At 67.7% G+C, this 18,833-nt stretch carries 13 protein-coding genes and 3 tRNA genes; 8 read left to right on the plus strand and 8 right to left on the minus strand.

Features of this window, described 5'->3' with window-relative positions; all coding sequences use genetic code 11:
- Positions 1-163: 163 nt before the first annotated feature.
- The 3 genes from IAG43_RS09665 (at position 164) to radC (ending at position 3,961) form a co-directional block, all read left to right on the plus strand.
- Positions 164-796, plus strand: coding sequence for a DUF305 domain-containing protein (locus tag IAG43_RS09665; RefSeq protein ID WP_187740345.1), 633 nt, complete (start codon positions 164-166; stop codon positions 794-796).
- A 770-nt stretch (positions 797-1,566) separates the two neighbouring features.
- Positions 1,567-3,279, plus strand: a complete 1,713-nt coding sequence (locus IAG43_RS09670) for a GmrSD restriction endonuclease domain-containing protein (protein ID WP_223005920.1) — start codon at positions 1,567-1,569, stop codon at positions 3,277-3,279.
- 28 nt (positions 3,280-3,307) lie between these two features.
- Positions 3,308-3,961 (plus strand): RadC family protein, encoded by a 654-nt coding sequence (gene radC, locus IAG43_RS09675; protein WP_246574724.1) that lies wholly within the window; start codon positions 3,308-3,310, stop codon positions 3,959-3,961.
- On the opposite strand, the gene IAG43_RS09680 is transcribed toward radC, so the two are convergent.
- From IAG43_RS09680 to hsdR, 4 genes are all read right to left on the minus strand, one after another.
- Positions 3,945-6,059, minus strand: coding sequence for an N-6 DNA methylase (locus tag IAG43_RS09680; RefSeq protein ID WP_187740346.1), 2,115 nt, complete (start codon positions 6,057-6,059; stop codon positions 3,945-3,947). The two genes, radC and IAG43_RS09680, sit on opposite strands and share 17 nt — an antisense overlap.
- Positions 6,059-6,940, minus strand: coding sequence for a nucleotidyl transferase AbiEii/AbiGii toxin family protein (locus IAG43_RS09685; protein WP_246574200.1), 882 nt, complete (start codon positions 6,938-6,940; stop codon positions 6,059-6,061). Before IAG43_RS09685 ends, IAG43_RS09680 begins: the two co-directional genes overlap by 1 nt.
- On the minus strand, positions 6,937-7,536 hold the full coding sequence (locus tag IAG43_RS09690) for a type IV toxin-antitoxin system AbiEi family antitoxin domain-containing protein (protein ID WP_187740347.1): 600 nt from the start codon (positions 7,534-7,536) through the stop codon (positions 6,937-6,939). Before IAG43_RS09690 ends, IAG43_RS09685 begins: the two co-directional genes overlap by 4 nt.
- 82 nt (positions 7,537-7,618) lie before the next feature.
- Complete coding sequence (gene hsdR, locus IAG43_RS09695) at positions 7,619-10,072, minus strand: EcoAI/FtnUII family type I restriction enzme subunit R (RefSeq protein WP_187740348.1); 2,454 nt, start codon at positions 10,070-10,072, stop codon at positions 7,619-7,621.
- 682 nt (positions 10,073-10,754) lie between these two features.
- On the opposite strand from hsdR, the gene IAG43_RS09700 reads away from it, so the two are divergent.
- Entirely contained in the window at positions 10,755-11,033 is a 279-nt protein-coding gene (locus IAG43_RS09700) for a hypothetical protein (protein ID WP_187740349.1), read from the plus strand.
- Positions 11,034-11,412: 379 nt separating this feature from the next.
- Here the strand turns inward: IAG43_RS09700 and IAG43_RS09705 are convergent.
- The 3 genes from IAG43_RS09705 to IAG43_RS09715 all read right to left on the minus strand — a co-directional run bounded on the left by IAG43_RS09705 (position 11,413) and on the right by IAG43_RS09715 (position 11,873).
- Positions 11,413-11,489: transfer RNA gene (locus IAG43_RS09705), tRNA-Ile, on the minus strand.
- Between the two features lie 233 nt (positions 11,490-11,722).
- Positions 11,723-11,795: transfer RNA gene (locus tag IAG43_RS09710), tRNA-Asn, on the minus strand.
- Between the two features lie 5 nt (positions 11,796-11,800).
- Positions 11,801-11,873, minus strand: a tRNA-Asn gene (locus tag IAG43_RS09715).
- 172 nt (positions 11,874-12,045) lie between these two features.
- Between IAG43_RS09715 and IAG43_RS09720 the strand changes: the two genes are divergently transcribed.
- The 4 genes from IAG43_RS09720 (at position 12,046) to IAG43_RS09735 (ending at position 17,639) form a co-directional block, all read left to right on the plus strand.
- Positions 12,046-12,345: a YtxH domain-containing protein gene (locus tag IAG43_RS09720; RefSeq protein ID WP_187740350.1), complete on the plus strand. Its 300-nt coding sequence runs from the start codon at positions 12,046-12,048 to the stop codon at positions 12,343-12,345.
- 36 nt (positions 12,346-12,381) lie between these two features.
- A complete protein-coding gene (locus IAG43_RS09725; protein WP_187740351.1) occupies positions 12,382-13,827 on the plus strand; it encodes an FGGY family carbohydrate kinase in 1,446 nt (481 codons plus the stop codon).
- A gap of 141 nt (positions 13,828-13,968) precedes the next feature.
- Positions 13,969-15,702 carry an ABC transporter ATP-binding protein gene (locus tag IAG43_RS09730; protein WP_187740352.1) on the plus strand — a complete coding sequence of 578 codons (1,734 nt, stop codon included), beginning with the start codon at positions 13,969-13,971 and terminating at the stop codon, positions 15,700-15,702.
- The gene (locus IAG43_RS09735; RefSeq protein ID WP_187740353.1) at positions 15,699-17,639 is read left to right on the plus strand and encodes an ABC transporter ATP-binding protein; all 1,941 of its coding nucleotides are present in this window, start codon (positions 15,699-15,701) and stop codon (positions 17,637-17,639) included. Before IAG43_RS09730 ends, IAG43_RS09735 begins: the two co-directional genes overlap by 4 nt.
- A gap of 91 nt (positions 17,640-17,730) precedes the next feature.
- Here IAG43_RS09735 and IAG43_RS09740 read toward each other — a convergent pair whose 3' ends face one another.
- The gene (locus IAG43_RS09740) at positions 17,731-18,828 is read right to left on the minus strand and encodes an RNA polymerase sigma factor (protein WP_187740354.1); all 1,098 of its coding nucleotides are present in this window, start codon (positions 18,826-18,828) and stop codon (positions 17,731-17,733) included.
- Between the last annotated feature and the right edge of the window lie 5 nt (positions 18,829-18,833).

The raw sequence follows: 18,833 nt of genomic DNA on the forward strand, positions 1-18,833 counted from the left end.
GGCGGCCCCGCGCCCGTACGCCCTTCTCCGCGAAGCCCCGCGCCCCGGGGACGCCCCGCCGCGCCTTCCTCAGGAGCCCCACGACTCCGCCCGGGAGCACGCGCCGGAGCCCCCTCGGCCGGCGGCGCTTCGCGCCCTTCGCAGCATCAGGAGTCGCATCACCATGACCGCAATGAGTTCCCCGGCCCGCCGGGCCGCCGTCCTCGCCGCCACCACCGCGGCAGCGCTCGCCCTCGCCGCCTGCGGGTCCGGCGGCGGCAGCCCGTCCGGGCACGGCGCCCACAGCTCCCCGGCGGCCTCCGCCCCGGCGCAGTCCTCCGCGGGCCACAACGCCGCCGACGTCACCTTCGCCCAGGGCATGATCCCGCATCACCGCCAGGCCCTGGAGATGTCCGGACTGGCCGCCACCCGTGCCTCGTCGGCCGAGGTCAAAACGCTCGCCCGCGAGATCAGCACCGCCCAGGACCCGGAGATCCGGACGCTGTCCGGCTGGCTGACCTCCTGGGGCGAGCAGGTCCCCGCCCCGGACGCCGACCCCCACGCGGGGCACGGGGCGGGCCACGGGATGTCCGGGATGATGTCGGACGACGACATGGAGCGGCTGCGGACCTCGTCCGGCGCCGCGTTCGACAGGGCGTTCCTGTCCCTGATGGTCGAGCACCACGAGGGTGCCGTCGAGATGGCCGAGACCCAGAAGTCCGAGGGCTCGCACGCGCCGGCCAAGGCGATGGCCGAGGAGATCGTCACCGCGCAGAACGCCGAGATCTCCCGGATGAGGAACCTGCTGGAGAACTGACACCGGGGCCGCCGCGCGACAAGCCCCCGGCTCGGCCGCACCGCACCCGTGGGTGCGGCCGAGCCGGGGCAGGGGGTCCGGGACCGGTTCGCCCGGTCGTCGGCGCTCGGCCGCCGGCCGAGCGCGTCGACCGTCCGTCAGCGGCCGTCGTGTGAGCCCTCCGCGGGGCAGGGACCGGTGCCCCGCGGCTCGCGAGAACCCCCGGCCCCGCGCCGCTGTGTGCCCGCGGCGCGGTACGCGGTGTGTCACGGCCGGGAGCCCGGGGCCGGCCGTGGCATGATCGGTGCGGCCCGCGGCACCGTCCCGCACCCCGGCCACCGGGGTCCCGGCACCCTTGCGGCGCATACGAAAAACGCCCCTCGGCGGGGGCGTCTTCGCACTGCTGAACCGTTGCTTCGGTGGGGCGGGTGGGACTCGAACCCACGGCCGACGGATTATGAGTCCTTTTCGGGTCTTCCGATCGGTCCCCGCTCTTGCCTCGATCTTCCTATAACCGCAGGTCACAGGGCCTGTGCTGTTCTGCTCCTGCGCCGGCCTTCCTGATCCTTCCGGGTCCTTCCGTCCCCTGCGTGTCCCCTGGCGGTCCCCCGAGAGCCCTCCCGTGGAGGTCGCCTAGGATGCCCGCCTGGATCGCCGCAGGTTGAGCGGTGGGAGAAGTCGAGGTCTCGAACTCGCTCGCAGCGGAGTGCCTTTCCGTCATGCCGGGCTACGACCGACGTTGTCAGTGGTGCCTCATAGACTGTCGTCAACTGCTCAGATGGGGGGATGCGTTGGCGACGATTCCCGTTCAGAAGCGCCAGGCACAGGATCCGGACTCGAGCGTGCCACGACTGCTAACCGTGGTCGACCGGGTATTGGAGGGCGATGTAGTACTGCCCAAGTTCCAGCGGAATTTCGTTTGGACTCGGCAGCAGATCCTCGATCTGCTCGACTCCGTAGCGCGTAACTACCCCATCGGCAGCATCCTGCTGTGGCAGAGCACCGAGCAGCTTGCGAGTGAGCGCACGGTCGCCGGGCTGGCCGTCGGCGAACACCGCCACGGCTATCCGGTGAACTACATCCTCGATGGACAGCAGCGACTGGCGACGATCTGCGGGGCGCTGCACTGGACCCCGGATGGTGACACTGAGAGTAACTGGAACATCGTCTACGACCTCGAAGAGCAGGCGTTCAGGCATACGGACACCCTGGAGGACCCACCCTCGCACATCATCCCGGTCCGGCTGCTCTCCAACGGCTTCCTCTTCGCCAACCGTGCTTCGAAGCTCGGCTCTGAGGACCTGCAGGAGCGGGCCGAGGAACTGTACAACCGCTTCTCGAACTATCAGATCGCCGTAGTCACCCTGCGGGGCATGCCGTCGACCGAGGTTGCGAAGGTCTTCGAGCGGATCAACAGCACCGCGACCCCGCTCACCGTCGTCGACCTGATGCGGGCGGCGACCTGGAGCCCGGAGTTCGACCTCAAGGACGAGATTGACGAGCTGCTCGAAGTCCTGAGCCGGAAGCAGTACGGCAAGGTCGACACGAAGACCATGCTGCGCACAATCTCCGCCGCTGCCGGGTTCGGGTTCTCTCGCGAGGACATGAACCAGCTGCGGAATCTGAACAAGGATGAGCTGGAGGAGGCGGTCAAGGCCGCCGTCGAAGCATCCAAGCTCGCGGTCGACTTCCTGACCACGCATGTCCGCACGCCCCGTGCTGCTGCCCTGCCTTACTACAACCAGTTCGCGGTCCTGGTCGAGGTCTTCCGCCAGGTACCGAAGGCCACGGCAGCCCAGTACGACGCCATCGAACGATGGTTCTGGCTCACCGCCAGCGGCGAGTACTTCAAGGGTTGGAACGCGCGGCAGATGACGGACGACCGCGAAGCGGTCCACAGTTTCGCCTCGGGTCGGACCGATGAGATCGAGGTCAGTGCGGGCGTGCCGCGCAGCGTCCTGTGGCGCCGCAATCAGTTCAGGGCCACGAATGCCCCGTCGAAGCTGCTCGGCCTGTTGCTCGCCGAGGCGCACCCACTGGACCTCCGCAACGGCCGCCGGATCGACACGGACAAGGCGCTGTCCTGGCAGAACGACAAGGAGTTCCACCACTTCTTCCCGAAGTCGTTCCTGAAGAAGCAAGGGCTCAACGTGAGCCAGGCCAATGTTTGCGCCAACTTGATCATGCTGAGCTCCGTGTCGAACATCGCCATCAGCGACCAGCCACCATCGGTCTACCTGAAGGATCTGTGCGAGACCCAGGGCAAGGACACGATCCGTAAGCGCCTGGCGACCTGCCTCATCGAGGAGGTTGCCTTCGAAGCAGCCCTGCGGGATGACTACGAAGGCTTCCTCCGCGCGCGCTCCGAAACCCTCCACAAGCGCCTGATGGAACTCATCGGCTCGTCCGCTGCCGGTGCGCAGGAGCATGTGGCATTCCCCGACGACGGCGGGAGTGGGAGCAGCGATACGGACGAGCCGATCGACCGGGATTCCGCAGACTGAGCGGGGCATGCGCATGCGAGTCAAAGACATGCCGGCGACCGACCGACCGCGGGAGCGGCTGTGGCTCCACGGCGCTGAGGCGCTCGCTGACCGAGAACTACTCGCCCTTCTTCTGGGCTCAGGCATTCCGGGGCAGGACGCGGTCCAGCTGGCCAGCGAGCTCCTTGCGGCGCACGGCGGGCTCCGCGGCCTGGCTCGGGCAGACCCTCAAGCCCTCGTCCAACTCCCGGGGATGGGCCAAGCGAAGGCGGTACGGGTCGCGTCAGCCTTTCAACTGGCCCGCCGCCTACGGAACTCGGACCTGCTCAGTCCTGACCGAGTCACAAGCACCGCTGACCTCGCCGCAGTCACCGCACCACTGCTACGCGGGCTACACCACGAACGCGTAATCGTCGTGGCCTGCGACGCGTCCGGCAAGGTCCTCCGAATCGCCCGCCTGACGGACGGTGCCACGGACCGCAGCCTGATCCCGGTGCGCGACACTCTCGCCCTGGTCCTGGCGGCCGGCGCTTCGTCCTTCGGCGTGGCCCACAACCACCCCTCGGGCAACCCCGAACCCAGCATGGCCGACCGACAGGTGACCGAACGTCTGCGGGATGCGGCACAGACGGTCGAACTACGGTTCCTTGATCACGTGGTCGTGACGGGCACCGCCTGGCGCCGGGTCACAGCTGGCCGGTGAAGGCGGCGTTGAGGATGGAAATTCGTAGTGCCGCGAGCACATGTGACCGTTCCTCTGCTGCCTCTGACACCTGAACAATGCGATTGAGTTGCGAAGAAATACGCTTCTGTTCGGGTAGAGGCGGAAGCCAAACCGTCTGGGCAGCAAACGCCTTGATCCCCAAGGTTCTATTCCGGCCAGCGGATCCGGGGGAAGCGGCTCTGATCACTTCCAGGCCTGGCCCGATTGCAAAAAAGAATCTAAGAAAGCCAGAATCTGCGATGCCTGAATCGACCCTGTACGTCATGAACCGATGCGACCCGATATACCCTCGCTCGGATTCCCCCGCAAGCGCCACCGCCCCTTCCCACGCAAAGATATTACTGAATAGGAGATCACCGGGCTCAATATGAAATACTCTCTTAGCTCCGATTTCTTCACCCGTAACCGGAGGCTTGTGAATTACACCCCGACCAAACGACCTGATACCAATCTCGCGATAGATTGCTTCAGGTTGCACATCGACGGGCCTCCTGCTCAGCTCCAGAAATTCGCCGATGGAAAACCGATTCCCTGTCTCCTCATCCGCGAGATTACGGATGGAGAGTTCTTCGAGCTCCCTTTGAAGTGCTTCGACCTCCTGAAGGGCATGCCGCTCACCTACGAGAATCTCACCAACCACGTCGAGAGGGGCGCGATGGGCGAGGTCATCTCCTGCGCGAGGATTGGACAGTTCGAGGCTGTATCCATTTGCCTCGACCTCGGCGATCGAAACCTTCCAAGCCTGATCTGTCTGCTTGCGCTCAAACCGCCTCTCGCCACCCCACCATTCTACGCACCCTGCGAACTCCTCATATCGCATGGGCTTGGTCTTGCTGTAGCCGCGCCGCCCCTCCGGAAGCGGCAGTTCATAGAACCAAGTCTCCTTCGTCGAACCCGCCTTTTCGAAAAATAGAATATTGGCGGCAATTGGGGTGTATGGAGCGAAAACGCCCTGCGGGAGGCGCACGATCGTGTGGAGGTTGCACTCCCGCATCAGCTTCTGCTTGATCTTTGCGCCGACGCCGCCGCCGAAGAGGACGCTGTTCGGAAGGACGATCGCGCACCGGCCCCCGGGCTTCAGCCGCTCGATCACGGAGTAGAGGAAGAGCCACGCGGTCTCGTGCGTCCCGACGCCAGCTGAGTCGAAGGCCGCCGCTACCGACTTCTCCTCCTCGCCGCCGAACGGAGGGTTGGTGAGCACCACGTTCACACGGTGCTTCGGGCTGCTCTCCTCCCGCATCTTGCGCAGCGCGTTCGTGCGGATCACGTTCGGCGCGTCGATCCCGTGGAGGAGGAGGTTCATCATCCCGAGCAGATACGGGAGCGGCTTCTTCTCCATGCCGCGGATGTTGTGGTGGAGTTCGGCCAATTCCACCCGGGATCGCGGGAGCTCCTTCAGCTCCTCGTAGGCCTCCACGAGGAACCCGCCCGTACCACAGGCCGGGTCGAGGATGGACTCGCCCAGCCCGAGGAAGCTCTGCTCGACCATGAACCGGATCACCGGTCGTGGGGTGTAGAACTCGCCTGAGTCACCTGCGGCGTCCCGCATCTCCTTCAGGATTGATTCGTAGACGAAGGCCATCGTGTGGATGTCATCAGCGGAGTCAAAGTTAATACCATTGACTACGTTGACCAGGTCGCGTAGCAAGGTGCCCGAGAGCATCCGGTTGTTGACATCCTGGAAGATGGTGGAGATCACATTCCTGGGATCTCCCTCCTCATCGCTTTTTAGGTCACGCAGATACGGGAGGAGCTTCATGTTGACGAAGTCGAGGAACTCCTTCCCCGTAAATTCGGTTCTTGCTCCCCAGCTCTTCCAGTCGTATGGCGGCTGGATCACGCGCTCGTAGCCAAGGATCTCCGCCTCCCGCTCCTCCTCCACACACACGTCGAAGGCCCGGAGGAACAGGATCCACGTCAGCTGAGGCAGGCGGTCCAGGTCGCCGTTGAGGCCGGCGTCCTTACGCATGATGTCGCGCGCCGACTTGATGGCCGACTGAAGTTCCGCGCGGGTTCGCTTCTTGGGATGGGCGGGTACGTCAATGGCCAGTTGGCTGGTGGTGTCCTGCGGCGGCATCAGTCTTCCGTTCCGGTGCAGACGGTCACAGCTCGCGCCCAGAATTCGCGCACTGCGGTCAGCGCGTGGTCCAAGGTCGCTGTGGTCTCGGTCAGTCCCTCGGCGAGGGATGGATACGTGTCCCGCCACAGCGGTGGTGGGTCGGGAATCAAGTGAGGGACGGCATGTGTGTCCCGGATCGTGAAGACATGCCGCACTACGCCGCACAGCTCCGCGTCGGCGGCCATGCCCGTCTCGATCAGTAGCACGAGATCAGCCAGGTCCTTAACCCTCGTGTTAGGACGGTCACCGTATTCACGTGTGAGGGCGTGTAGCTTTTCGGCGAAGTGCTGCCGCCGGTCCACGGCCTCGATCGTCCGGGCGGGGATTCCGGCGAAGTCCAGTGCCCCGAGGAGCGGCAGGGGTTCCGTGGCCGCCACCTCCTCGCCGCGGGCGGCGACGTCGATCCGGACACCGGCGAAGGGCTTGCCGCCGAGGCCGGCTTCGACGGAAAACCTCCACGCCGGGCGCCCCCCGGTATAAGCGGCCAGTTCCACCGGCGCGGGAACCCGGAAGGTGAACCAGTCCCCGTCCGGGTCTTCTGCGAGCGCATCGAGCAGTGCCTCGCGGAGCATGCCGCCCGTCAGTCCGGTTTCCCGGATAGCGAGGTCCATGTCCTTGGTCGCTCTGGCGCGATTCCGCAGCCGGAACTCAAGCGCAGCCCCGCCCTTGAGGATCCATTCAGCCTCCGAATCTGCTGAGAGCCGTGCCGCGATACGGTCGAAGACCACTCGGCGGCGTAGGCGTCCCAGATCTGTGGCTTCAGTCTCCGACTGGCGCTTCAGCCTGACCTCCAGCGCCCTACGGAGTGCGACAGCGTCCTGGTATCGCTTCTCCTTCACGCCGTCACCTCCCTCAGCGCGCGCTCTACGCCGAGTTCGGCTCGCGCTCCGAGTTCCTGGGCTGCGCGCAGGAGACGGCGTCGTGTGGTCAGGCCCCGCGAGAGTGCCTCGCTCACTGCGGAGTCGACTACGTCTTGATCAACCGCGTCAGCGGCGCTCTCCGCAATGGCTCGCAGGGGTGTGGTGACCTTGAAGCCCTCGTGCTGTTCGACGTCCGCAGCGCCCAGAGCGGCGCGGTGCAGCACGACAGCCGAGTCCCTGGCACGAAAACCCGGCGGTACGGTCAGGTGGATCTCCGCCGGGTTGGCGATGCCCAGGTCGTGTACAGCAAGGGCCGTCGCGTGCGACACCACAGCCCGGTCCCGGCTCCAAAGGGACCAGCGGACCAAGTGGTCCGTGTCGGTGCTCGGAAGGTCGAGATACTCGCGGAAGCGGTAGATGCCGCGGTCGATACGGATCCAGTTGCGGCGACCGACATGGAAGTGCTGAGCCTGGTAGGAGTAGCCGGCCTTGAGCGCCTGGGCGGCCGTGAAGTAGCCGCGCTGGCGGGCCGCAGTGCGCCAGAGTCGGTCGCGAGTCGTGTCATCCCCAAGCACCATGAGAGCGTAGCAGCAATACTCTTCCTAGTTTCCTTTAGCTTCACGTAGATCGACACGTGAAACTAAAATCAGGATGTAGTTACGCGACATCGAAGATCCGCTTGCCCAGGTCGTCGATCGCCTCGTGCATCTGCGGAGCCCCGCCGAACCGTGCGGCCAGCTGCCGGATCGTACCCAGCTGCTGGAAGGGTGGTACGCGCAGCGCGCTCGCCTCCAGCTCTGCGGCGCCCTTCTCTGCGAAGCGGTCCAACAGCGCGTCCAGCACCTCCCTGGCCTCAGGTGCGAAGCTCTTGAGGAACTGATCGTGCTCACGGCGTACCCGGTGGGCCCGCTCGGAGCGGCTGATCAGCGGCAGTTCCCAGGCCGCGTTGATCAGCAGATCGACAGGGTCGGCCTCGGGGTGATCGAGCTTGCGCAGCAGGTCCTCTTCCGTGATGCCGATCTCTTCGCCGCTCAGGCGCTCGCGAAGGGTGTTGCGACTCTTAGCGGTGGCCCACTGCGTCCTCAGATCCGTCGGCGACAGCTTCAGCTCCAGCACGCGGTCGTGAACGTATTCCCGATACTGGACCATGCGCATGGACTGGCCGTCGGGGTGCAATTGGTAGTGCATGTCGTTCCAGACGAAGACCTCCACGCCGTTGACGTAGATGCGCCGGGTACCGCTACTTTGGATCTCATCGACGCGATCCTCGTCCGTGACCACCGTCCCGTCGTCGTCTGCAGGCAGTACGCCTCCATCACCTGACTGGAAGTCCACTTCGGGCTCTGCGACCTCTTCGGCGGGGCCGTCTGGGCTCTCCAGCTCTTCGCGCTCGATCAGCTCTCCCTGCTGATCTGTCCGGTCATTGATGACTCTCAGCGGCGGACCGTCGAACTCGGGATCGTTGAACAGAACAGTCGCATCGACGAAATCGATGATGTCGAAGGACCCCTTGTCTATGTCCAGGCACAGCCGCGTGCCTCGCCCGATGATCTGCTTGAACTGCGGCATGGAGTTGATCCGGCGCACGATCACGATGTTGCGGGCCGAGGGGATGTCCACGCCGGTCGTCAGCATCTGGCTGGTCACGGCAATCACGGGCTCGTCGGTGTCGTCCCGCCGGAACCGGTCCAGGAGCTCCCTTCCCGGCTTGCCGTCGTCATCGGTAATCCGGCAGACGTAGTCTGGGTAGCGTGCGACGAGGTCGAGGTTCGCCTGGTTGAGTGCGGCAACCATGCGGTGTGCGTGATCGTTGTTCTCACAGAAGACGATCGTCTTCGCCATCCGGTCCGTATCGGTCAGGTAGCTCGTGAGGTACCGCGCTACTTCCTCGGTGCGCTCCTCAATGGCGAGGGCCTTCTCGTAGTGGCGCTGGGTATAGACCTGGTCCGGGATGGGGTTGCCGGAAGTATCGAGCTGCCCAGGTTCGGGCTTGAAGCCCGTCATGTCGACATTCAGGTGGACCCGTCGAAGACGGTACGGGGCCAGGAAGCCGTCCTCGATTCCGTCCTTCAGGGAGTACTCGTAGACCGGCTCACCGAAGTACCCGTAGGTATGCCGGTCCGAGTCCGCGATCGGCGTCGCGGTCAGACCGAGTTGAACGGCCTGGGAGAAGTGGTTGAGGATGCCTCGCCATCTACCCTCTTCGGCCGAGCTGCCGCGGTGGCATTCGTCCACGATGATCAGGTGGAAGTAGCCCGGAGGGTACTGGCTGAAGAGCGCAGCTTCGTCCCCACGGCTGCTGTCCAGCGACTGGTACAGCGCGAAGAAGATCTGCCGGGCTCGCTGCACCCCTCCGCTGATCTTGTGGACTACATCTCCGAAGACTGGCTCGAAGTAGTCATCCTTCGGCTGGTCAACCAGGATGTTGCGGTCAGCCAGGTAGAGCACACGGGGCTTCTCTCCTCCGGTCCACCCGCTCTCGCGCAGCTTTGAGACCAGCTGGAACGCGACCATGGTCTTACCGGTGCCTGTGGCCAGGGTCAGCAGGATCCGCGTCTGGCCACGGGCTATCGCCAAGAGCGCCTCGTTGACCGCTCGACGCTGGTAGTACCTCGGGCGTTTAGGGGTGAGATCGTTGTTGCGGAGCCGGTGGTCGAACTGGGCGAGGATGAGCTCACGCTCCAGTTCGGTCGTGATCTTCTTCTCGCCGCAGTACCGCTGCCAAAGTTCCTCCGGGGACGGGAACGACGACACCCGGTGCCGGTTGCCGCCGATCTCGATCTCCCAGATCTCGATGCCGTTCGTGGCGTAGGCCAGAGGCAGGCCCAGTCTGCGTGCGTACCGCTTGGCCTGCTCGATACCGGCTGCGACATCCACACTCGTCCGCTTGGCCTCGACCACCGCGAGGGGCACGTCGTCGCGGTACTCCAGGACGTAGTCCGCTATCAGCGCCCGCTCACGCCGATGCCGCCGCGGCGACACCACGAGCTTGCCGTCGTTGATCGAATACTGCTCGCGGATCTGATCTTTGCTCCAGCCGGCCACGGACAGCGCCGGTAGCACGAAGGCCCGGCACGTCTCCTGCTCGGTCAGTCCCCCTGCGCTCGCCATAACAAGATTCGTACATCAGGAGGAGGGGTCGAGGGGCGAGAATCCGTCACCCGAGGGAGGAATCTAGGCTCTGGGGATTCGAGAGCGCCACCGTCAGGTTCTTTGTGTCCACCACACGTCCACACCTCGCGAAGCGAGCTTCCGTTTCCGCCGGCCAAGCGTCGGTTTGCCCCAGCAACGAAGCGGCTCCTGCACTCGCCCCCGAGCGATCGAGTCTACTGGTCAACGAATTGCGCTCCGTTGAGGGCAAGTCAGGCTCCACGCGCGACGTCCCCGGCTCCCCCTCGGGGCAGTCGGTGAGGGCACCGAGCATCATCGCCAGGCTGTTCGAGGCGCACACCAAAAGCTCCGATCGATGGTGCCCCGCCGAGTGGTGTAGCAGCGATCACGACGAAAGCGCAGTTCGAGGCACTGATTCGCGTTGCCATCCATGCGACTGACCTGATGCTGCGTCAGCGCACCACGCCCGCGACATTGAGGTGCCAGCTATAGGCTCGGCTTTCATTCAGGCCAGCCCGCGGGCTCCACGACGGACGTCGCGGCGGCCAGCCCTCACCTGACACACAGTCAGGCCGTCCATGGCGTCGGGGCCGGTCGATGGGGATGCGACCTGCGGCTTCACCTTGATCACAGCTAACCACGTGTCGGGGCATTCCCCTCCGATCTACCCATCCTCGCCACCGTGAAAGAGACCGACGACTCCGGATGGCTCTGGAGCAGGTGGTCACCAGACGGTAGTTACGTGTGGTGGAGGCAGTGCCCGGCCTGTGGGTACGTCGGCGACGTGTTCGGCGACCTCGGCGTCGACGGCTGCTGGTCCCCCTCCAGGGGGGACTGTGACCACCTCGAAGGGACAGTCGGCATCGGGCTCGCCAAGTCGTTCTTCCGCCCCTTCTGTGGACTGGTCTTGACCCACGGCGAGGAGCTCAATGCGGCAGGGATCGAACTCATCGCGCCTTGAGAGACGGGCGCGCTCGTCACCGAGACGCACCGACACGAACTCGGCCGGGGCTTTCGCCGATCAGGCTTCGATGACACGCGCTCAAGGTTGGACGGTACGGGGGCAACGGAAAGAAGCCCTCCATCGAGTGCCGCATGACACAGCCGAACTGCAGTTCCTAAAACCTCGTGTCCCCTGAGCGTCCCCTGGCCACGGTCCCCCGCCAACCCGCCGCCTCTCCAGTCACTCCATCACCGCAGGTCACAGCCCACGGGCAACCCTAGACTCGCGCGTTCACTGAAGTAACGGTCAACGGAGTGACATCCGTTGAACCAGAGTCCCAGATCCGGGCACCCGAAAAGACGTTTGCACAGGTCAGAACGTTTCTCTGACCTGCACTTGGTGGGGCGGGTGGGACTCGAACCCACGGCCGACGGATTATGAGTCCGCTGCTCTAACCGGCTGAGCTACCGCCCCCAACGGCGCGTCGCGCACACATGTGCGCGCCGTCTGCCGCAGCATAGCCGGTCATACGATCTCCTGCCTCGCATGGTCGGCAACGCCTGACCATGAGGACTCCGCTGGTCGCCGCCCGGTTCCCGGTCCGGCGCGAAAGATCCGGCGGGCGGCGGGCGGGTCCCGCACCCGCCCCCTGGCAGAGAAGCTCGCAAAGAAGAAGGAGGGCCCTCGCGGGCCCTCCTCCGTATCTGCTCCCCCGGCTGGACTCGAACCAGCAACCCTCCGGTTAACAGCCGAATGCTCTGCCAATTGAGCTACAGGGGATCGCGCTCCCCCGACTGGACTCGAACCAGTAACCTGCCGGTTAACAGCCGGCTGCTCTGCCAATTGAGCTACAGGGGATTGCTGCGTGTGCACCGAACGTACCTACCGGATGCGTCCCGGAGGGCGTGTGCTCGCTGCGACACATACATTAGCGCAAGCAGGGGGGTGCTCCGCCAATCGGTTCCGCGCAGGGTGATCAGGCGCCCCGGCGGGTAGGCGGGCAGCACCGACGCAACGGAAGGTGACACCCATGCGGTACAAGCTCACGTTCGTCGCCGGACTGGCCCTCGGCTTCGTGCTCGGCACACGGGCCGGGCGCGAGCGGTACGAGCAGCTCAAGAAGTCCGCGCGACAGATCTCCCAGAACCCGGCGGTGCGCAACGCCGCCGAGTCCGCCGCGCACAACGGCCGCGAGGCCGCGGGCAAGGCGTTCCACGCGGTGAGCGACAAGGTCGGGGACCGGGTCCCGGAGTCGGTCGCCGGGCGGGTGCGCTCGCTGCGCGAACGCGGCTCCGGCACCGAGGACGACTGGGGAACGACCAACACCTGACCCGCCCGCCCCCGCGCGTACGGCAGAATTCCGGACATGGGGATAGTCGCCGGACTCGACAGCTCGTCCGAGTACACACGCATCGTGGTCTGTGACGCGGACACGGGCGCCGTGCTGCGCCAGGGGTACGCGCCGCATCCGCTGGAGCCGAAGTCCACCGAGGCCGATCCGCAGGCCTGGCTGCTCTCGCTCGGCGAGGCCGCGGGCGGCGGGCTGCTGGAAGGCGTGCAGGCCATCGGTGTCTCGGCCCAGCAGCACGGCCTGATCACGCTCGACGCGCAGGGCGGCCCCGTGCGCCCCGCGCTGCTCGGCAACGACCGGCGCGCCCAGGTCGCCGCCGCCGATCTGGTGGACGCGCTCGGCGGGCGGCAGGCGTGGGCCGAGGCCGTCGGGTCGGTCCCGCAGGCGGCCCTGCCCGTCGCCAAGCTCCGCTGGCTGGCACGCACCGAACCGGAGGCCGCGCAGCGGGTGGCGGCGGTGCTCCAGCCGCACGACTGGCTGGTGTGGCAGCTGCTCGGCCGGCCCGCCCGCCGGACCACCGACCGCGGCGGCGCCTCCTGCACGGGCTACTGGTCGGCCGGCACCGGCGCCTGGCGCCCCGATCTCGTCGAGACGGCCCTCGGCCACCAGTGCGCGCTGCCCGAGGTGCTCGGGCCCGCGGAGGCGGCGGGCACCACCCCGGAGGGGCTGCTGATCTCGGCCGGCACGGGCGAGACGATGGCCGCGGCGTTCGGCCTGGGCGTCCGCACCGGCGACGCGGTGGTGTCGCTGGGGGCCTCCGGCTCCGTGATGGCCGTCCACCACGAGGCGCTCGCCGACTCCACCGGGATGATCACCTCGTTCGCCGACGCGACCGGCATGCACCTGCCCGTGGTGCACACCCTGAACGCGGTCCGGGCGCTGCGCGGCACGGCCGAGATGCTCGGCGTCGAGGCGCTCGGGGACCTGTCCGAACTCGCGATGAAGTCCACCCCCGGCGCGTCCGGCCTGGTGATGCTGCCCTATCTGGAGGGCGAGCGCACACCCCAGCTGCCGCACACCGCGGGCACCTTGAGCGGGCTGCGGCGGGAGTCGATGAAGCCCGAGCACCTGGCGCGGGCCGCGTTCGAGGGCATGCTGTGCTCGCTGGCCGACGCGCTGGACGTGCTGCGCGGGCGCGGGGTGGAGGTGCGGCGGGTCTTCCTGCTGGGTGCCGCGGCCGAACTGCCCGCGGTGCAGGCCGTGGCCCCCGCGGTGTTCGCCGCCCAGGTCGTGGTTCCGCAGCCGGCGGACTACGCCGCCATCGGAGCGGCCCGCCAGGCGGCGTGGGCGCTGGGCGTGGCGCAGGGGACGCTCTCCCCCGCCGCTCCGCCGGCCTGGCAGGGCGCCTCTGCGCAGGTGTTCGAGCCGGGCGAGGACGCGGACGTCGGCATGGCCGTGCGCCAGCAGTACCGGGCCACGCGGGAGCAGATCCACCCGGGGGCGTTCGCCCAGGGGCTGTGAGCGGCGCCGGACGGACCATGCCCGCGCGGGCATGGTCCGTTCTTGACCGGGGTTTGAGGAAAACCCCGGGAGGTTCGCGGACCGGGTGCCGGAAGATGGGGGGCATCCAACCCCCGATCGCGCCGAACCCGAGAGACACGTGTGCTGATACGACTCCTGCGGACCTACCTGGGCCCGTACAAGAGACCCATCGTCCTGCTGGTGCTGCTGCAACTGCTGCAGACCGGCGCCACCCTCTACCTGCCGACCCTCAACGCGGACATCATCGACGACGGTGTCGTCACCGGGGACACGGGCGTCATCCTGTCCCTCGGCGCCCTGATGATCGGCATCAGCGTCGTCCAGGTGGTGTGCAACATCGGGGCCGTCTTCTACGGGGCGCGCACGGCGTCCGCGCTCGGGCGGGACGTGCGGGCCGACGTGTTCGGCCGGGTGCAGAGCTTCTCCGCCCGTGAGGTCGGGCGCTTCGGGGCGCCGTCGCTGCTCACGCGCACCACCAACGACGTCCAGCAGGTCCAGATGCTGGTGCTGATGGCGTTCACGCTCATGGTCTCGGCGCCCATCATGTGCGTCGGCGGGATCGTGCTGGCGCTCGGGCAGGACGTGCGGCTGTCGGCCGTGCTGCTGGCCGTGGTGCCGGTGCTCGGCATCTCCGTGTCGCTGATCGTGAAGCGGATGCGGCCGCTGTTCCGCACCATGCAGGAGCGGCTGGACGGGGTGAACCGGGTGCTGCGCGAGCAGATCACCGGCAACCGCGTGATCCGCGCGTTCGTCCGCGACGGCTACGAGACGGAGCGCTTCCGGGGTGCGAACCGGCAGCTGACGGACGTGTCGATGGCGACGGGCCGGCTGATGGCCCTGATGTTCCCCATCGTCATGACGGTCGTGAACGTGTCGTCGATCGCCGTCGTCTGGTTCGGTGCGCACCGGATCGAGAGCGGCGGGATGGAGATCGGCGCGCTCACGGCGTTCCTCGCCTATCTGATGCAGATCGTGATGGCCGTGATGATGGCCACGTTCATGTTCATGATGGTGCCGCGCGCCGAGGTGTGCGCGGAGCGCATCCAGGAGGTGCTGGACACCGAGTCCAGCGTCGTCCCGCCGAAGGCGCCGGTGCGCGAGCTGCGGGCGCACGGGCATCTGGAGGTGCGGGAAGCGGACTTCCGCTATCCGGGGGCGCAGGAGCCGGTGCTGCGGTCCGTGTCGCTGGCCGCCCGTCCCGGCGAGATCACGGCGATCATCGGGTCGACGGGCAGCGGCAAGTCGACCCTGCTCGGCCTCGTCCCCCGGCTGTTCGACGTGACGGGCGGCGAGGTGCTCGTGGACGGCGTGGACGTGCGCAGCCTGGACCCCGTGCTGATGGCGCGGACGGTCGGGCTGGTCCCGCAGAAGCCGTACCTGTTCACCGGCACCGTCGCCACCAATCTGCGGTACGGGAACCCGGAGGCGAGCGACGAGGAGCTGTGGCGGGCCCTGGAGGTCGCGCAGGCCGCCGACTTCGTCCGCGGTCTCGACGCCGGGCTGGACTCCCCCGTCGCCCAGGGCGGCACCAACGTCTCCGGCGGGCAGCGCCAGCGGCTGGCCATCGCGCGCACGCTGGTGCAGCGGCCGGAGATCTACCTGTTCGACGACTCCTTCTCGGCGCTCGACTACGCGACGGACGCGGCGCTGCGGACGGCGCTCGCGGCGGAGACGGCCGACGCGACGGTGGTGATCGTCGCCCAGCGGGTGTCGACGATCCGTGACGCGGACCGGATCGTCGTCCTCGACGAGGGCCGGGTCGTGGGGACGGGCAGCCATCACGAGCTGATGGAGGGCAACGAGACGTACCGGGAGATCGTTCTCTCGCAGCTGACGGAGGCTGAGGCCGCATGAGCGGGCCGGGTGCTGCACGGATGATGGCCGGCGGGTCGCCGGCCGACCGTTCGATGGATTTCAAGGGCTCCGGCCGCCGGCTGCTGCGGCGGCTCGCTCCCGAGCGGGCCCTGCTGTGGGTGATGCTGTGCGCCGCGGTGCTCTCCGTCGCGCTGTCGGTGATCGGGCCGAAGATCCTGGGCACGGCGACGGACCTGGTCTTCGCCGGGGTCGTCGGCCGCGGGATGCCGGAGGGGGCCACCAAGGAGCAGGCGGTCGAGAGCGTCCGGGAGGGCGGCGACGGCTCGCTCGCGGACATGCTCGGCGGGGTGGACTTCACCCCGGGCGAGGGCATCGACTTCACCGCCGTCGGCCAGGTGCTGCTGCTGGCGCTCGCCGTGTACGTGGGCGCGGGCCTGCTGATGCTGGTGGCGACCCGGATGTCGATCAAGGTGATCAACCGGACCGTGTACCGGATGCGCGAGGACGTGCAGACGAAGCTGGCGCGGCTGCCGCTGTCGTACTTCGACAAGGCGCAGCGCGGCGAGGTCCTCAGCCGGGCCACCAACGACCTCGACAACATCTCGCAGACGCTCCAGCAGTCGATGGGGCAGCTGATCAACTCCCTGCTGACGATCGTCGGCGTGCTGGTGATGATGTTCTGGATCTCCCCGCTGCTGGCGCTGGTCGCGCTGGTGACGGTGCCGGTGTCGGTGTTCGTCGCGGCGCGGATCGGCAAGCGGTCGCAGCCGCACTTCGTGCAGCAGTGGAAGTCGACCGGCACCCTGAACGCGCACATCGAGGAGATGTACACGGGCCACGGGCTGGTCAAGGTGTTCGGGCGGCAGGACGAGGCGGCGCGGGACTTCGCCGAGCAGAACGAGGCGCTCTACGAGGCCGGTTTCCGGGCGCAGTTCACCAGCGGCATGATGCAGCCGGTCATGTTCTTCGTGTCCAACATCAACTACGTGCTGGTCGCGGTGGTGGGGGGTCTGCGGGTCGCCTCGGGTTCGCTGTCGATCGGCGACGTGCAGGCGTTCATCCAGTACTCGCGCCAGTTCTCGATGCCGCTGACGCAGGTCGCGTCGATGGCGAACCTGGTGCAGTCGGGAGTCGCGTCCGCGGAACGGGTCTTCGAGCTGCTGGACGCCGGGGAGCAGGAGCCCGACGCGCCCGCGGGCGAGCGCCCCGTGCTGCCGGAGCGGCCCGAGGGCCGGGTGGCGCTGGAGAAGGTGTCGTTCCGCTACGACCCCGACAGGCCGCTGATCGAGGACCTGTCGCTCACCGTCGAGCCGGGCCACACGGTGGCGATCGTCGGCCCCACGGGCGCGGGCAAGACGACCCTGGTCAATCTGCTGATGCGCTTCTACGAGGTGACCGGCGGGCGGATCACCCTGGACGGCGCCGACATCTCCCGGATGGCCCGCGAGGACCTGCGCTCCGGCATAGGGATGGTCCTCCAGGACACCTGGCTGTTCGGCGGGACGATCGCCGAGAACATCGCCTACGGCGCCTCCCGGGCGGTCACCCGCGAGGAGATCGAGGAGGCGGCGCGGGCCGCGCACGCCGACCGGTTCGTGCGGACGCTGCCCGACGGCTACGACACCGTCATCGACGACGAGGGCGCGGGGGTGAGCGCGGGCGAGAAGCAGCTGATCACCATCGCGCGGGCGTTCCTGTCCGACCCGGTCGTCCTGGTCCTCGACGAGGCCACCAGCTCGGTCGACACCCGGACCGAGGTCCTGATCCAGAAGGCGATGGCGCGCCTCGCCCACGGGCGGACCAGTTTCGTGATCGCCCACCGGCTCTCCACGATCCGGGACGCGGACGTGATCCTGGTGATGGAGGACGGCTCGATCGTGGAGCAGGGCACGCACGACGAGCTGCTGGCGGAGGGCGGGGCCTACGCCCGGCTCCACGCGGCGCAGTTCGCGCAGGCGGCGGTGGAGGTGGAGTAGCGGCGCTCCGCCTCCCGGCCCGCGTGCCGCCGCGCCGTCCCCGGCGCGGCGGCACGCGCCGTACAGGGCGGCAGGCTCCGTGCAGGCCGGGTCAGTCGAGGTAGCCGCGCAACTGGTCGGCGAAGGCGTGGTCGCGGAGCTTGCCGAGGGTCTTCGACTCGATCTGGCGGATGCGTTCGCGGGTCACCCCGAACAGCCGCCCTATCTCCTCCAGGGTGCGGGGCCGCCCGTCGTCGAGGCCGTACCGGAGCTGGACCACCTTGCGTTCGCGTTCGCCGAGGGTGGAGAGCACCGCCTCCAGGTGCTCGCGCAGCAGGAGGAAGGCGGCCGACTCCACCGGGGACGCGGCGTCGCCGTCCTCGATCAGGTCGCCGAGCGCGACGTCGTCCTCCTCCCCCACCGGGGCGTGCAGGGACACCGGTTCCTGGGCGAGCCGCAGCACCTCGCCGACCCGCTCCGGCGCCAGGTCGAGCTGGGCTGCGACCTCCTCGGCGGTGGGCTCGTAGCCGCGTTCCTGGAGCATGCGCCGCTGGACGCGGATGACCCGGTTGATCAGTTCGACGACGTGGACGGGCACCCGGATGGTGCGGGCCTGGTCGGCGAGGGCACGGGACATGGCCTGGCGGATCCACCAGGTCGCGTACGTCGAGAACTTGTAGCCGCGGGCGTAGTCGAACTTCTCGACCGCCCGGATCAGGCCCAGGTTCCCCTCCTGGACGAGGTCGAGCATGGTGAGCCCGCGTCCGACGTAGCGCTTGGCGACCGAGACCACGAGCCGGAGGTTGGCCTCGATCAGCCGGCGCTTGGCGACGCGGCCCATGACGACCAGCCGGTCGAGGTCCACGGCGAGCCGCGAGTCGGGGTCGGGTGTGCGGGCGAGGCGTTCCTCCGCGAACAGCCCGGCCTCGACCCGGCGCGCGAGCTCGACCTCCTCGGCCGCGCTGAGCAGCGGGATGCGCCCGATCTCGCGCAGGTACTGGCGGAACAGGTCGGAGGAGGGGCCCGCGGTGTCGGCGGCCCGGGCGGGCCGCGGCGCCGGCTCGGGCGGTTCGAGGTCCGCGGCGGGCTCGTCGGGGAGGGCCTCGGGGTGGCCGTCGGGCCGGCCCTGCGCGGGCACCTGCCCGACCGGGGAGACGGCCGCTGCCATGGCCGGTTCGGTCTCGGGCTCGGTCAGGATCCGGGTCTGCACGCGAC

This window comes from Streptomyces genisteinicus, assembly GCF_014489615.1.
Classification (GTDB): domain Bacteria; phylum Actinomycetota; class Actinomycetes; order Streptomycetales; family Streptomycetaceae; genus Streptomyces; species Streptomyces genisteinicus.